The sequence below is a fragment of the Acidovorax sp. FG48 genome (assembly GCF_057809085.1).
Genome location: NZ_JBMDJH010000014.1, coordinates 1 through 13,391 on the forward strand (window position 1 = coordinate 1; position 13,391 = coordinate 13,391).

General features: G+C 64.5%; 14 protein-coding genes. 2 read left to right on the forward strand and 12 right to left on the reverse strand.

The window, feature by feature from the left end; genetic code table 11:
- Positions 1-290: histone (locus ACODSU_RS17925; RefSeq protein ID WP_488843669.1), on the forward strand; the 290-nt coding region annotated here is incomplete at its 5' end.
- A gap of 158 nt (positions 291-448) precedes the next feature.
- On the opposite strand, the gene ACODSU_RS17930 is transcribed toward ACODSU_RS17925, so the two are convergent.
- From ACODSU_RS17930 to ACODSU_RS17960, 7 genes are all read right to left on the reverse strand, one after another.
- The gene (locus ACODSU_RS17930) at positions 449-1,348 is read right to left on the reverse strand and encodes a carbohydrate kinase family protein (protein WP_488843671.1); all 900 of its coding nucleotides are present in this window, start codon (positions 1,346-1,348) and stop codon (positions 449-451) included.
- Positions 1,349-1,381: 33 nt separating this feature from the next.
- Positions 1,382-3,049 (reverse strand): DUF3426 domain-containing protein, encoded by a 1,668-nt coding sequence (locus ACODSU_RS17935; protein WP_488843673.1) that lies wholly within the window; start codon positions 3,047-3,049, stop codon positions 1,382-1,384.
- Between the two features lie 55 nt (positions 3,050-3,104).
- Positions 3,105-4,007, reverse strand: coding sequence for a 50S ribosomal protein L11 methyltransferase (gene prmA, locus ACODSU_RS17940; RefSeq protein WP_060985127.1), 903 nt, complete (start codon positions 4,005-4,007; stop codon positions 3,105-3,107).
- A 78-nt stretch (positions 4,008-4,085) separates the two neighbouring features.
- Complete coding sequence (gene accC / locus ACODSU_RS17945; RefSeq protein ID WP_209818176.1) at positions 4,086-5,435, reverse strand: acetyl-CoA carboxylase biotin carboxylase subunit; 1,350 nt, start codon at positions 5,433-5,435, stop codon at positions 4,086-4,088.
- Positions 5,436-5,442: 7 nt separating this feature from the next.
- The gene (gene accB, locus ACODSU_RS17950) at positions 5,443-5,898 is read right to left on the reverse strand and encodes an acetyl-CoA carboxylase biotin carboxyl carrier protein (protein WP_488843676.1); all 456 of its coding nucleotides are present in this window, start codon (positions 5,896-5,898) and stop codon (positions 5,443-5,445) included.
- 170 nt (positions 5,899-6,068) lie between these two features.
- Positions 6,069-6,647 carry a TlpA family protein disulfide reductase gene (locus ACODSU_RS17955; RefSeq protein ID WP_015015630.1) on the reverse strand — a complete coding sequence of 193 codons (579 nt, stop codon included), beginning with the start codon at positions 6,645-6,647 and terminating at the stop codon, positions 6,069-6,071.
- Positions 6,644-7,243, reverse strand: a complete 600-nt coding sequence (locus ACODSU_RS17960; RefSeq protein WP_488843678.1) for a hypothetical protein — start codon at positions 7,241-7,243, stop codon at positions 6,644-6,646. Before ACODSU_RS17960 ends, ACODSU_RS17955 begins: the two co-directional genes overlap by 4 nt.
- A 205-nt stretch (positions 7,244-7,448) precedes the next feature.
- Between ACODSU_RS17960 and mpl the strand changes: the two genes are divergently transcribed.
- Positions 7,449-8,870, forward strand: a complete 1,422-nt coding sequence (gene mpl / locus ACODSU_RS17965; protein WP_488843680.1) for a UDP-N-acetylmuramate:L-alanyl-gamma-D-glutamyl-meso-diaminopimelate ligase — start codon at positions 7,449-7,451, stop codon at positions 8,868-8,870.
- A gap of 55 nt (positions 8,871-8,925) precedes the next feature.
- Here mpl and ACODSU_RS17970 read toward each other — a convergent pair whose 3' ends face one another.
- From ACODSU_RS17970 to ACODSU_RS17990, 5 genes are all read right to left on the reverse strand, one after another.
- Complete coding sequence (locus ACODSU_RS17970) at positions 8,926-9,237, reverse strand: hypothetical protein (protein ID WP_015015633.1); 312 nt, start codon at positions 9,235-9,237, stop codon at positions 8,926-8,928.
- Between the two features lie 104 nt (positions 9,238-9,341).
- Entirely contained in the window at positions 9,342-10,463 is a 1,122-nt protein-coding gene (locus tag ACODSU_RS17975; protein ID WP_488843682.1) for a 3-deoxy-7-phosphoheptulonate synthase, read from the reverse strand.
- Between the two features lie 281 nt (positions 10,464-10,744).
- Entirely contained in the window at positions 10,745-11,284 is a 540-nt protein-coding gene (locus ACODSU_RS17980; RefSeq protein ID WP_488843684.1) for a hypothetical protein, read from the reverse strand.
- A gap of 110 nt (positions 11,285-11,394) precedes the next feature.
- Positions 11,395-12,879 (reverse strand): metalloprotease TldD, encoded by a 1,485-nt coding sequence (tldD, locus tag ACODSU_RS17985; protein WP_295943076.1) that lies wholly within the window; start codon positions 12,877-12,879, stop codon positions 11,395-11,397.
- A 92-nt stretch (positions 12,880-12,971) separates the two neighbouring features.
- Positions 12,972-13,310 carry a YegP family protein gene (locus ACODSU_RS17990; RefSeq protein WP_015015637.1) on the reverse strand — a complete coding sequence of 113 codons (339 nt, stop codon included), beginning with the start codon at positions 13,308-13,310 and terminating at the stop codon, positions 12,972-12,974.
- Positions 13,311-13,391: the final 81 nt, after the last annotated feature.

Consider the following 13,391-nt stretch of genomic DNA (forward strand, 5'->3'; position numbering starts at 1 on the left):
AGAAGGCAGCAGCACCGGCAAAGAAAGCCGCTCCCGCCAAGAAGGCCGTAGCTGCGAAGAAGGCCGCACCCGCCAAGAAGGCAGCAGCACCGGCAAAGAAAGCCGCTCCCGCCAAGAAGGCCGTAGCTGCAAAGAAGGCTGCCGCACCTGCCAAGGCTGCCCCCGCAAAGAAAGCTGCACCAGCCAAGAAGGCCCCCAAGGCGCCTGCCCCTGCGGCCGCTGCCCCCGCAGCACAAACCACGCTGAACCCTCAGGCAGCCTGGCCTTTCCCTACGGGCAACAAGCCCTGATCCTGGCGCGCCACGCGCTCAACCCGGTGCACACGCACCGGGTTTTTTTCGTCTGCATCTTGGTAAGGGCTCTCCCGGGAGTTGCCCCGTGAGCAAGTTGCGCTGTATCGCCCGGCGTAACGCAACGCGGGCGACATTGGCTGAGTGGCCTGAGTGGCTTATGCCAGCGGATCGAAATCCAGCGTGTAGTTCTGTGGGCCACGCTGCGCGATCTTGAGAGCGCCCACCCGGTTGCCCAATTCGGCACAACGTACGAGTGGCCAGCCCTTTTCCAGACCAAACAGCAGCGCGCCGCGCCAGGCGTCGCCACAGCCCGTAGGGTCCACCACGGCGGCAGGTTTCACGGGGGGGACATGGGTCTTGTCACCATTCACCCAGACCTCACAGCCCTCTGCGCCCAATGTCACCACCAGCCCCTGCACCTTGCGGGAGATATCGGCCAGCGACCAGCCGGTGCGGTCGCACAGCATCTTCCCCTCGTAGTCATTGACGGTGACCCAGGTGGCTTGTTCAATGAACTGGATCAATTCCTGCCCGTTGAACATGGGCAGGCCCTGGCCCGGATCGAACACAAACGGGATGCTCGCTGCGACGAACTGGGCTGCATGCTCCAGCATGGCATCGCGCCCATCCGGCGCGATGATTCCCACGCCGACACGGCTGTCGGCACCAATGCGGTTGGCATGGGCTTGCATCATGGCACCGGGGTGAAAGGCCGTGATCTGGTTGTTGTCACGGTCCGTCATGATCATCGCCTGTGCGGTGTAGTTGTCCTGCACCTGCCCAACGTGGCGAGCACTGATACCCAGCGACTCCAGCCGCTGCAAGTAATCAGCACCATCGCTGCCCAGCATGGCCATGGGCAGTGGCTCACCACCCAGCAGCTTGAGGCTGTAAGCGATATTGCCCGCACACCCCCCGAAGTCGCGGCGCAGCGAAGGGACCAGGAAGGACACGTTCAGGATGTGCAGTTGATCCGGCAGGATCTGCTCAGCAAAACGCCCCTCGAAAGTCATGATGGTGTCGAACGCCAGGGAACCACAAATGAGGGCAGCCATAGATAGTGAAACTCGGTAAGTTGTTGGGAGAAATCAGGGATAGAACGCCAGCAGCCGGTAGCCCGCCACACGTGCACCGCCCGTGGTCACGAGCACCGACACCGAGGTGCCCCACTCCCCCTTCGCGGGCAACTCCGCCGGCGCGGCCATGTCGGTGGGCAACAAGACCCGCCGCAACACGGGCTGGTCCTGCGCATCGGTCAAGGTCAATTCCACCGCAGGCATGGCCAAGGGGATGGTGGCGGAGCTCTTCATCGTCAGCGCCAGTTGGTAGCTGTCGCCGCGCGCCTTGTTGAAGGAAGAACTGTCGATGACCACATCGGCAATCTGGCGCACGGGCGCAAGCTCGCAGCGCAAGGGCTCGCACAGTTTCACCAGCCAGGGGCGGGTGCGAGCGTCCAGCGCGGCAATGCGGTCGCGTTCCTGCACGGCAATCTGCAACGCCAAGCCCAGCAGGGAAATAAAGAACACCAGCCCCAACGCCATCCGCACGACAGGTTTGCGCCAGAACGCCTTGCGGCGCGCAGCAAGTACAAAACTGACCTCGGGGTCGGACTCCTGGTCCTCGGCCTCATCGTCGTCGTCCGCAGCCCGCCGAGGTCGCGCCCGCAGGATGGCCGCGTGCGAATCGTCCTTCACCAGTTCCATAGCCGGCGTCTCCGGGGCATCCGCCTTGGGCACAAAGTCGACGGAAGGCAGCGGAGGCGCCAGAGCAACGGACTCCCCGACCGGCGCTGGCGCGGGCTTCCGCACTTCGTCCAGAAGCGCGGCACTGGAGTCGGATGGCCGCTGCGCCAAAGCCTCCGATGCCCCCGTTGAATGGATAGGATCGCCCGACAGGTCGACGAGGCCAGCAGCATCCGCATCCAAGGACGCATCCGGTGTCACTTCGGAATCGCGAAGTTCTGCAAAAGGCAGTTCGTAACCAGCAGGGCTGGGGGGCTCGGTCACCGGCGGCAAAGGCCCTCCGGCCAAGCTGCCGGCCTCCTCGCCGACAACTGGTGTCACCGAGCCCGAGGGCACCGCCGAAGCATCCCTGTGTCCATGTACAGACCCGTTCGCATCCAATGCGGAATCACCGGCGCGTGGAGCCGTGGTGGGTTCCACTATCGGCCCCGGAATCTCCGTAGGCACTGGGGCCGATAGCGTTGCCCCGGCACCCACCGCAGCCGGGGCCCGTGGCGCGCTGTGGGCCCTCCATGCAAAGGGGGCGACGAGGTCATCCCCCAGAACTTCAGCAGAGGCTTCCTTGCGAGCGCCTGCCGTGAGAAACGCGGGCACCGCCGGGCTGGGGATATCCAGCACAGGGGCCGCAGGTACATCATGCACCGCGCTGAACAGCGGGGCGTCAACCGTGTTGGTCACCGCTGCCCGGGTAGCGGACTCCGAAACACTCCCAGTGACAGGCGTGGTCGCCTTGACGGCATTCGCAGCAGCGGGCGGAGCGGCGCCAGTTGATTTGCCGCCGCCCCACGCACCCAGCGCATCGGGCTTGCGGACGACCGGGGCTGTGGGCGCCCGCAGGTCCGTGAGCGACACATCGGGCAGCAGCGCTTCAGGCGCCACCGGCAGCAAATGGGCAGAGGCATCGAATACCTCCTTGCATTGGCCGCAGCGCACCCATCCCTCCGAGATGCGCAATTGGTCCGCCACGACCTTGAAGGTGGTGGCGCAGGACGGGCAGCGGGTGATCTGGCTCATCAGCGAAGGATTGTAGAGGCCATGCCACGGCCGCCAGAACAGCGCTCGCGCACGTTCAACGGCGTGCGGTCATCAGAATCCAGCCATCCTCGGTGTCCGCCACTTCCAGCGGCAGCCAGGGCGCATACGCCTCCTTGAGCTCATCTGCCTGGCGCTCCAGAATGCCCGCCAACACCAGATGGCCGCCCGCAGCCACATAGCTGCACAGCAGCGGGGCCAACACCCGCAACGGCGTCGCCAGGATGTTGGCCAGCACCGTCTGGTATTCGCCTTGTGCCTTGTCCGGCAGACCTGCTTTGAGCGTGACCTGATTGGCCTGGGCGTTCTGTACGGTGGACTCCACAGCCGCAGGGTCGATATCGACTGCGTCAATGTCTGTGGCGCCGAACTTGGCCGCACCAATGGCCAGAATGCCCGACCCGCATCCATAGTCCAGCACCCGCCCCAGGGGGTTACCCTGACCGGGCTGCGTAGCGCCGTTGCGCGCAATCCAGCGCAGACACATGCGTGTGGTGGGGTGTGTGCCCGTGCCAAAGGCCAGACCAGGGTCGAGCCGGATGCTGCGTACCGCCTGGGCAGGCAGTTCATGCCAGGTAGGTACGATCCAGAAATCGGGTGTGATGTCCACCGGGGCAAACTGCGACTGGGTCAGCCGCACCCAGTCCTGCTCGGGCACTTGGGCCACACCCAGCACCTGGCAGCCCACAAAAAAGTCCTGCACCACCAGCAACTGCTGCGCTTCGCGGGCCGCCACCTCGGAGGGGAACAAGGCGACCACACGGCTGCGCTGCCAGCCATCCTTGGGCGGCGGCATGCCAGGCTCGCCAAACAGCGCCTGTTCGGCGTCGGTCTGCGCATCGGCGTCTTCCACCGATACGGAAAGCGCATCCAGCGCGTCCAGCGCATCGCTGACCGCTTCAATCCGGTCCTCGGGGCACATCAGACTCAGCTCAAACATAGGCGTCTCTCGAAAAAAGTGAAATGCTGGCACCCGTTGCCAGGAGCCAGCATGTGAACGACCTGCAAGTCTGCCCGCTCAGCGCTTGTGCTGCGACAGCCACTCTTCCAGGTAGTGAATGTTGGTGCCACCCGCCATGAACTTGGCGTCCACCATCAGCTCGCGGTGCAGCGGCACGTTGGTGTTGATGCCTTCGATCACGGTTTCAGACAGCGCCGTGCGCATGCGGGCCAGGGCCTGCTCACGCGTGTCACCGTGCACGATGATCTTGCCGATCATCGAGTCATAGTTCGGCGGCACAAAGTAGTTGCTGTAGGCATGCGAGTCCACACGCACGCCAGGCCCCCCCGGTGGATGCCACGTGGTGATGCGCCCAGGCGACGGGATGAACTTGTACGGGTCTTCCGCGTTCACCCGGCATTCGATGGCGTGGCCACGGATTTCGATCTGGCGCTGGGTGAAGGGCAGCTTCTCGCCCGCCGCCACCATGATCTGCGTCTTCACGATGTCCACGCCAGTGATCCACTCGGTCACGGGGTGTTCCACCTGCACGCGGGTGTTCATCTCGATGAAATAGAACTCGCCGTTCTCGTAAAGAAACTCGAACGTGCCCGCGCCGCGGTAGCCGATCTTCTTGCAGGCGGCCACGCAGCGCTCGCCAATCTTCTCGATCAGCTTGCGGGGGATGCCAGGGGCAGGTGCCTCTTCGATCACCTTCTGGTGGCGGCGCTGCATGGAGCAGTCGCGCTCGCCCAGGTACACCGCATTGCGGTGCTTGTCGGCCAGGATCTGGATCTCAATGTGGCGCGGGTTCTGGAGGAACTTCTCCATGTACACCGCCGGGTTGCCAAACGCAGCGCCCGCCTCGGCCTTGGTCATCTGCACGGCATTGACCAGGGCCGCCTCGGTGTGAACCACGCGCATGCCGCGACCACCGCCGCCGCCGGCAGCCTTGATGATGACCGGGTAGCCGATGGCCTTGGCGATGCGGCGGATCTGCACCGGGTCGTCGGGCAATTCGCCCTCGGAACCCGGCACGCAGGGCACGCCCGCGCGGATCATGGCCTGCTTGGCCGACACCTTGTCGCCCATGATGCGGATCGACTCGGGCGTGGGGCCGATGAACTGGAAGCCGCTCTTTTCGACGCGCTCGGCAAAGTCGGCGTTCTCGGACAGGAAACCGTAGCCAGGGTGGATGGCTTCGGCATCGGTCACCTCGGCCGCCGAGATGATGGCCGGCATGTTGAGGTACGACAGTGGCGAGGGCGCGGGGCCAATGCAGACGGCCTCCTCGGCCAGCTTGACGTATTTGGCGTCGCGGTCGGCCTCGGAGTAGACCATCACGGCCTTGATCCCGAGTTCACTGCAGGCGCGCTGGATGCGAAGGGCGATTTCCCCTCGGTTTGCGACCAGGATTTTCTTGAACATGCGCGCCTTATTCGATGACGAACAAAGGTTGTCCGTATTCCACGGCCTGGCCGTTTTCGCCCAGGATGCGGGTCACAGTGCCCGACTTGTCAGCCTCGATCTCGTTGAGGATCTTCATGGCCTCGATGATGCAGATGGTCTCGCCTTCCTTAACCTGGCTGCCCACCTCGACAAAAGGCTTGGCGCCGGGGCTGGACGAGCGGTAGAAGGTGCCCACCATGGGGGACTTCACGATATGGCCCGCTGGGGCTGCGGGTGTCGACGGCGCAGGCAGCTCGGCAACTTGTGCAGCAGCGGGTGCGGGGGCCACAGGGGCCTGCACGGGGGCAGCAACGTACTGCTGGACAACTCCCCCCACGCTCTTGACGATGCGGACTTTGCCCTCGGCTTCCGTGATTTCGAGTTCAGAGACATTCGACTCGGACACGAGATCGATGAGGGTTTTGAGTTTTCGCAAATCCATGGAAGCTCCAACGGCTATAAAACTGAATAGGGCGCGAATTTACTCCAATTTCACCCTATCGCAGTCTTCCACCCGCATTTTTCATGAACTTCGACATGGGAAAGTGCCGTTTCATCGAGAGAAGACACGTCGAGAACCCCTATGCAGCCCGTGTATATGGGCGCGCATCCTCAACGCAGACCTGCCCAAAGCTGCAAATCCTGGGTGGTCACTTGCCCCATTTTACGATGCAGCACTTTCCCCTCCCCGCCCAGGACCACCGTGAACGGCAGGCCTCCTGTCAGGTTGCCCAGCGACCGCCCCAGGTCTGTGCCGCCCAAACCGGCGAGCCCCACGGGAAAATCGAGCGGGATACGGGTCAGGAACTTGCGCACCGCCGAAGGCTGATCAATCGCCAAACCCAGCACTTGCCAGCCTTTAGCAGATTGTTCGCGATAGAAGGCGTTGAGCATGGGCAGCTCTTCCACGCAAGGTGGACACCACGTGGCCCAGAAATTGAGCAGCAGCGGCTTGCCTGCCAGGGACTTCATGGCCACGGTGCTACCGGCGGGCGTTTCAAACTCCAGCCCCCAGAGCGCCTGCTCGGCCCCCGGCTCCACGGCATGGGGCTGAAATTTCCACCATGCGAAGCCCGCGCCACCCAGAGCCGCAGCCCCAGCCACCCCCGCATACAACAGGCGCCTGCGCGCTGCCGAGGGAGCAGAGACATCGGGAGTCACCGGGGCGAGAGATTCAGCAGGCTGTGTCATGGGGTCGTGGTTTCCTGAAGCAAGCGGCGCACGGCCGTGATGTCACCGCGCGGTGTCCGGCCCTTCGAGTCGGGTTTGAGCGCACCCCGCAGGTCGTCCAGGTCATAGATCAGCAGGTGCACACCGATCATTTCATTGAGCTCGGGCGATTTGCTACCCAGGCTCAGCGCCTCCACCGATTCGCCATGAAAGCCAGTGACCGTTCGCGGTTCGTAGTCCACATGATGATCGATCAGCGCGATCTCTGCCGATTTGGGGTCATCACAGAACAATTGCAGGTAAATGTCTGACAGGCGCGTGGCCGTGCCATGCCACACCGCCCCCGCCAGATGCGGCCGAAAGGCCGCCATGCGGTCCATCCACACCAGGGCCAGTTGGCGTAACGCCCGCAGCTCGCGCGGCTGGGTATCGGCACAGAAGAGCTGGATGTACTCCCGCACCGCCTCTTCCACCAGATCATTGTCCGGCAGCGGGGTGCGGGCCGGCAGGCCCATCTGCCGCAGCGCCCGGCGCTTGGCGGGGCCCCATTCCAGCCCCTCTTCCACCACCAGGCGGGCGGTCGTTTGGGCGATTTCATCGCTCAGGGGTGTGTGCATGGCAGCGGTGGGGAACTAAAGAACCTGCATTGTGGCGCGAAGCCGTGACACGGCGGCCGATGGCCCCAGGCCGCACTGGCGACCCAGACAACCGACGCGCAGAGGAACTACTATTTTGAGAGCACCTAAGGCAGACAGAGTGGGTACCTGCAGTCCTTTTTGCCTTGAAGGAGGCACCCACCCCCCGGCCTTAGAATCTGCGCCCATGCATATACACATACTGGGCATCTGCGGCACGTTCATGGGAGGCCTCGCTGCCCTGGCGCGCGAGGCAGGGCACAAGGTGACGGGCTGCGACGCCGGGGTCTACCCACCCATGAGCGACCAGCTCCGCGCGTTGGGTATCGACCTGATCGAAGGCTTCGGCGCCGACCAGCTCGCGCTTCAGCCCGACATGTTTGTGGTGGGCAATGTTGTCAGCCGCGCCCGGCTGGCCGACGGCTCCCCCAAGTTTCCGTTGATGGAAGCCATTCTGGACGCAGGCCTGCCTTACACCAGCGGCCCCCAATGGCTGGCCGAGCATGTGCTGCAGGGTCGCCATGTGCTGGCCGTGGCTGGCACGCACGGCAAGACCACCACCACCTCGATGCTGGCGTGGATTCTGGAATCGGCCGGGCAGCAACCGGGCTTTCTGATCGGCGGCGTGCCTCTGAACTTTGGCGTGTCTGCGCGCCTGGGCGCTGCGCAGCGCCCCGCGCCAGCCGCCACGCCGCTCGGCGCCGCACCGCTGTTCGTGATCGAGGCCGACGAATACGACACCGCCTTTTTCGACAAGCGCAGCAAGTTCGTGCACTACCGGCCCCGCACCGCCGTGCTGAACAACCTAGAGTTCGACCACGCAGACATCTTTGACGACCTGGCGGCCATCGAGCGCCAGTTCCACCACCTGGTGCGCACGGTTCCGCCCTCGGGACGCGTGGTGGTCAATGGACTGGAAGAAAGCCTGGCCCGCGTGCTGCACACCGGCTGCTGGAGCGAGGTGACCAGCTTTGGCGCTGCCGTCAGCGACTTTCACGCCGTGGGTGACCCGCAGGCTTTTGATGTGCTGCACCAAGGGCAAACCGTGGCGCGCGTGGAATGGACGCTGACCGGCGTGCACAACCAGCTCAATGCGCTGGCAGCCATCGCGGCGGCCCACCACGTGGGCGTGGCGCCCGCACAGGCCGCGGCAGCTCTGGGCAGTTTTCAGAACGTGAAGCGGCGCATGGAGCTGCGTGGCACGGTGGGCGGCGTGGCCGTGTACGACGACTTTGCCCACCACCCTACCGCCTTGCGCACCACGCTGGACGGCCTGCGCCGTACTTTAGGCGCTGGCGCACGCATCCTGGCGGTGTTCGAGCCCCGCAGCAACACCATGAAGCTGGGTGCGATGAAAAGCCAGCTGCCCTGGGCGCTGGAGCCCGCCGATCTGGCCTTTTGCCACACGGCAGGGCTGGACTGGGATGCCGCACAGGCGCTGGCATCGCTGGGCGTCGGGCCCGGCCAGCGCGCCCAGACGGCGCCGGACATCGATACGCTGGTGGCCCAGGTCACCCAGGCCGCACGCCCGGGCGACCACGTGGTGTGCATGAGCAATGGCGGCTTTGGCGGCATCCACGCCAAGCTGCTGCAAGCACTACAAAAATAATAGCTGCTAGCGCATATTCCACTAGCGCTAGCAGCCAATTTCTATCAAATGGCGTTCAGAACGTGACCGCCATGCCCGGCACGTCTACCCGCACGATGGGCTTGGCGAGTGCGGCGCTGGCGGCACGCGCAAAGTCGCGGGACCAGGTGGGGTCTTGCATCAGCGCCACACCGGCCGCGCGGGCCACGGTCAGCACCTTGTCGGCCAGCAGCACCTTGCCGCTGGCGCGCAGAGGCTCGCAGTCCAGCGCGATGAACTGATCGTCGAGCCAGCGCCGCCCCGCCTCGTGGGCCATGGGCTCGGCGCCCTCCAGATCAAAACGGTATTCCTGGTTTGCGGCCAGCTTGACCGACACTTCGCTGTGCATGATGGATCGCCTTTCTGTGTTGTTGCGGTGACTGGTGACCGCTGCTGCACGCAGAGTGCGCGCAGCAAGCGCCCCCAGTTTAGACCTTGCAATGAAGCCAGCGATCAGCGGGCACGGCGTGCCTTGACGGCGTCCGACAGCTCGGTCAGCGCCTGCAGCGAGGCGTCCCAGCCCAGGCAGGCGTCGGTGATGCTCTTGCCGTATTCGAGTGCCGAAGGATCGTCCTTGCCAGGCGTGAACTTCTGGGCGCCTGCCGTCAGGTGGCTTTCGATCATCAGGCCGAACACGCTGCGCGAACCACCCGCCACCTGGGCCGCCACGTCGCGGGCCACGTCCAGCTGCTTTTCGTGCTGTTTGCTGCTGTTGGCATGGCTGCAGTCCACCATCAATGTGGCAGGCAGCTTGGCAGCTTCGAGGTCCTTGCAGGCGGCGGCCACACTGGCGGCGTCGTAGTTGGGCGTCTTGCCGCCGCGCAAAATCACGTGGCAGTCCTTGTTGCCCTTGGTGTTCACGATGGCAACCTGGCCGTTCTTGTGCACCGACAGGAAGTGGTGGCCCCGGCTCGCCGACTGGATGGCGTCTGTGGCGATGCGGATGTTGCCGTCCGTGCCGTTCTTGAAGCCGATGGGCGCCGAGATGCCCGAGGCCAGCTCGCGGTGCACCTGGCTTTCGGTGGTGCGCGCGCCAATCGCGCCCCAGCTGATGAGGTCGCCGATGTACTGGGGCGAAATCACGTCCAGGAACTCGCTGCCTGCAGGCATGCCCAGGCGGTTGATCTCGATGAGCAGCTGGCGCGCAATGCGCAGGCCTTCATCGATGCGGTAGCTTTCGTCAAGGTAGGGGTCGTTGATCAGCCCCTTCCAGCCCACGGTAGTGCGTGGCTTTTCGAAGTACACGCGCATCACGATTTCGAGTGTGTCGGCGTACTGGGTGCGCACGGCCATCAGGCGGCGGGCGTACTCGACAGCAGCGGCAGGGTCGTGGATGGAGCAAGGGCCAATGACCACCAGCAGGCGGTCATCTTTGCCAGCCATGATGTTGTGGATGTTCTTGCGGGTCTGGGTGATCAGCGATTCGACCGGCGTGCCGCCGATCGGGAAGAAGCGGATCAGATGCTCGGGAGGAGGCAACACGGTGATGTCCTTGATACGTTCGTCGTCGGTCTGGCTGGTTTTCTCGACGCTGCGGTACCAGGCATCGCTGGTGGGGTTGGTAGTGGCCGTCATGGTTGCTTCCTCGTGGAGTCGGTTGGAGTGGATGGAAAAACGGGAGGGCTGAAAAACAAAAACCGCCGGGCTTTGCAGCGTCGGCGGTTGGTATGGGGAGGTTGTGTGTGCTTGCGCGTTTTCCTCTCATCCGCCGGGGACCGAGATAAAAAACCAAAAATAAAACGCGCTGCGAACTTGCATGGCAGCCAATGTAGCACAGGAGTGCGCCGGTTCGGCCCCCTCGGCCTGTTGCGAATGCACGACACGCGCCCGCTTACAACACGTGGCGCTCCGGCCATTCACCGCCGGCCGCCCCGAAACCATGCCCGCAAGCGCTGCAGTGCCGAGGGCTTGCGCGGCGGCGGCATGTCCTGCAAATCGCTTGCCGGATTGCTCTGGTGCTCGTACATGTCGATGAGCAGCAACGCCTCGCCCAGCGTGCGCCAGGCCAGTAGTTCGAACTGGTCGAAACTGGCGCTTTCTTTGGTGCTGCGCTGCTCCAGCATCGACTGCCAGTCGGCAATGGCGTTGCGCAGCTCTCTCAGTGCGCGCTGGTAGGCGCCAAACTCGTACAGCGCGTGCCATGCTGAGCCCAGGCCGGTCAAAAACAGCTGGTGCTCACGCGCGCTGTGGGACAAGGCCACCACGCGGCGGGTGATTTCGGTGGTGTCGGTGCTGGTGCGGCGGGTGCGCACCACCTCGTCGATCTGGGTGGACAGCACGCCCAGGCTGTCACGGAGCTGGCGTGAATCTTCGTCCGCCACGCCTTCGCGCAAGAAGCGGCTGATGTCTCCAAACGACTGGAGCGTCAGCAGTTGACTGGGGCGCGTGGCGGGCATGGTGTCACCCATTGTGCGCTGGCCAATGCGCAGTACAAGCCCCGAAAAGCAGGTGAAAACGCGAAGTCACGCACCACCCAAGGTCTGCCGGCAGGCTGCCAACGCAACCCTCAGGCCGTACCGCCCACCGTGAGGCCTTCGATGCGCAGCGTGGGTTGCCCCACGCCCACGGGCACGCTCTGGCCTTCCTTGCCGCAGGTGCCCACGCCGCTGTCCAGGCGCATGTCGTTGCCGATCATGGTCACTTTCTTGAGCGACTCCGGGCCGCTACCGATGATGGTGGCGCCCTTGACGGGGTACTGGATCTTGCCGTTTTCCACCCAGTACGCCTCGCTGGCCGAGAACACGAACTTGCCCGAGGTAATGTCCACCTGCCCGCCCCCGAAGTTGCTGGCGTACAGACCCTTCTTGATGCTGGCGATGATCTCTTGCGGGTCCTTGTCACCGCCCAGCATGTAGGTGTTGGTCATGCGCGGCATGGGGATGTGGGCATAGCTCTCGCGCCGGCCGTTACCGGTGGGCGCCACGCCCATCAGGCGGGCGTTCAGGGAGTCCTGGATGTAGCCCTTCAAGATGCCGTCCTCGATCAACACGTTGCGCTGGCTGGCGTGGCCTTCGTCGTCCACGTTCAGCGAACCTCGGCGGTCTGCAATGGTGCCGTCATCCAGCACCGTGACGCCCTTGGCCGCCACACGCTGGCCAATGCGGCCGCTGAACGCGCTGGAGCCCTTGCGGTTGAAGTCGCCTTCCAGCCCGTGGCCGATGGCCTCGTGCAGCAGGATGCCGGGCCAGCCCGAGCCCAGCACCACGGTCATCTCGCCCGCCGGGGCGGGGCGGGACTCCAGGTTGACCAGGGCCGCATTCACGGCCTCGTCCACGTATTTACCCATCTGCTCGTCGTCGAAATAGGCGAGGCCAAAACGGCCACCGCCGCCTGCAGAGCCCATCTCGCGGCGACCGTTCTGCTCGGCAATCACGGTCACTGACAACCGCACCAGGGGGCGCACATCCGCCGCGAGGGTACCGTCGGCGCGCGCTACCAGCACCACGTCGTATTCGCTGGCCAGCCCGGCCATCACCTGCGCCACGCGCGGGTCCTTGGCGCGGGCGCGCTGCTCCAGCCGCTCCAGCAACGCCACCTTGGCCGTACTGTCCAGCGAGGCGATGGGGTCCACGCCCGGGTACAGGCTGCGGCTGGCCGCTACCTTTTTGGGAGCTACTCGCGCTTTACCTGCCTGCGCTGCAGACGAAATAGACCGCACGGTGCGGGCCGCATCCAGCAAAGACGCCTCGGAAATGTCGTCCGAATACGCAAAGGCTGTCTTCTCGCCACTGACGGCACGCACTCCCACGCCCTGGTCGATGCTGAAGGAGCCGGTCTTGACGATGCCTTCCTCCAGGCTCCAGCCTTCGCTGCGGGTGTACTGGAAGTACAGGTCCGCATCGTCCACCTGGTGGGCGCGGATTTCGGCCAAAGCGCGGGCAAGGTGGCCTTCGTCCAGGCCAAAAGGGGTCAGCAGCAGTTCACGGGCAACATCGATGCGCTGGCTGGTGGCCGCACGCTGGGGCGCGGCAGTGGTGGAGCGGAAAGTCATCAAAGCATTTTAGGCGCCTGACCAGCCCTTGCCCGGGTGGGGGCCACATGCCCCTATGTGCACCCGGCGCACCTTCAGCGCCGCCCACCGCGTCAGGTGGCCGTCTGGTCGTCAAGCCCGGCCTCGGCCGCATGGGCTTGCACCGACTCGATGCCTGCGTCCCGGGCCTTGGCACCCGAATACATCTGGCTTTGGCCAATCACCTGGCCGTTGGCGGCTTTCAGGGTGAAATACGGCGCGCCGTTCTTGGCGCTGAGCCGACCAAAACGACCATCGTTCGGGGCGTTCTTGCGCACCGCTTCGATGCCATTCAGCGCGCTGGCGCGGGACTCGTACATCTCGCTGGTCAGGATGACCTGGCCGTTGGCGGCCAGCAGGTTGAAAACAAACTTGTCGTTTTTCGACTTTTTAAGCTCAAACTTCGCCGCCATAGGAAACCCTCCGGATGCTGAGCGGCCAAAACACGGTTGGCCAGCCGGTTTGTACCCCGAGGGCGTGCTGCGGGCAACCGC

What these genes read in the sequence shown, in the direction of transcription:
- ACODSU_RS17930 (WP_488843671.1), bottom strand. Translation starts at nt 1,348, where the DNA reads ATGGCTGCCCTCATTTGTGGTTCCCTGGCGTTCGACACCATCATGACT.
- ACODSU_RS17935 (WP_488843673.1), bottom strand. Translation starts at nt 3,049, where the DNA reads ATGAGCCAGATCACCCGCTGCCCGTCCTGCGCCACCACCTTCAAGGTC.
- prmA (WP_060985127.1), bottom strand. Translation starts at nt 4,007, where the DNA reads ATGTTTGAGCTGAGTCTGATGTGCCCCGAGGACCGGATTGAAGCGGTC.
- accC (WP_209818176.1), bottom strand. Translation starts at nt 5,435, where the DNA reads ATGTTCAAGAAAATCCTGGTCGCAAACCGAGGGGAAATCGCCCTTCGC.
- accB (WP_488843676.1), bottom strand. Translation starts at nt 5,898, where the DNA reads ATGGATTTGCGAAAACTCAAAACCCTCATCGATCTCGTGTCCGAGTCG.
- ACODSU_RS17955 (WP_015015630.1), bottom strand. Translation starts at nt 6,647, where the DNA reads ATGACACAGCCTGCTGAATCTCTCGCCCCGGTGACTCCCGATGTCTCT.
- ACODSU_RS17960 (WP_488843678.1), bottom strand. Translation starts at nt 7,243, where the DNA reads ATGCACACACCCCTGAGCGATGAAATCGCCCAAACGACCGCCCGCCTG.
- mpl (WP_488843680.1), top strand. Translation starts at nt 7,449, where the DNA reads ATGCATATACACATACTGGGCATCTGCGGCACGTTCATGGGAGGCCTC.
- ACODSU_RS17970 (WP_015015633.1), bottom strand. Translation starts at nt 9,237, where the DNA reads ATGCACAGCGAAGTGTCGGTCAAGCTGGCCGCAAACCAGGAATACCGT.
- ACODSU_RS17975 (WP_488843682.1), bottom strand. Translation starts at nt 10,463, where the DNA reads ATGACGGCCACTACCAACCCCACCAGCGATGCCTGGTACCGCAGCGTC.
- ACODSU_RS17980 (WP_488843684.1), bottom strand. Translation starts at nt 11,284, where the DNA reads ATGCCCGCCACGCGCCCCAGTCAACTGCTGACGCTCCAGTCGTTTGGA.
- tldD (WP_295943076.1), bottom strand. Translation starts at nt 12,879, where the DNA reads ATGACTTTCCGCTCCACCACTGCCGCGCCCCAGCGTGCGGCCACCAGC.
- ACODSU_RS17990 (WP_015015637.1), bottom strand. Translation starts at nt 13,310, where the DNA reads ATGGCGGCGAAGTTTGAGCTTAAAAAGTCGAAAAACGACAAGTTTGTT.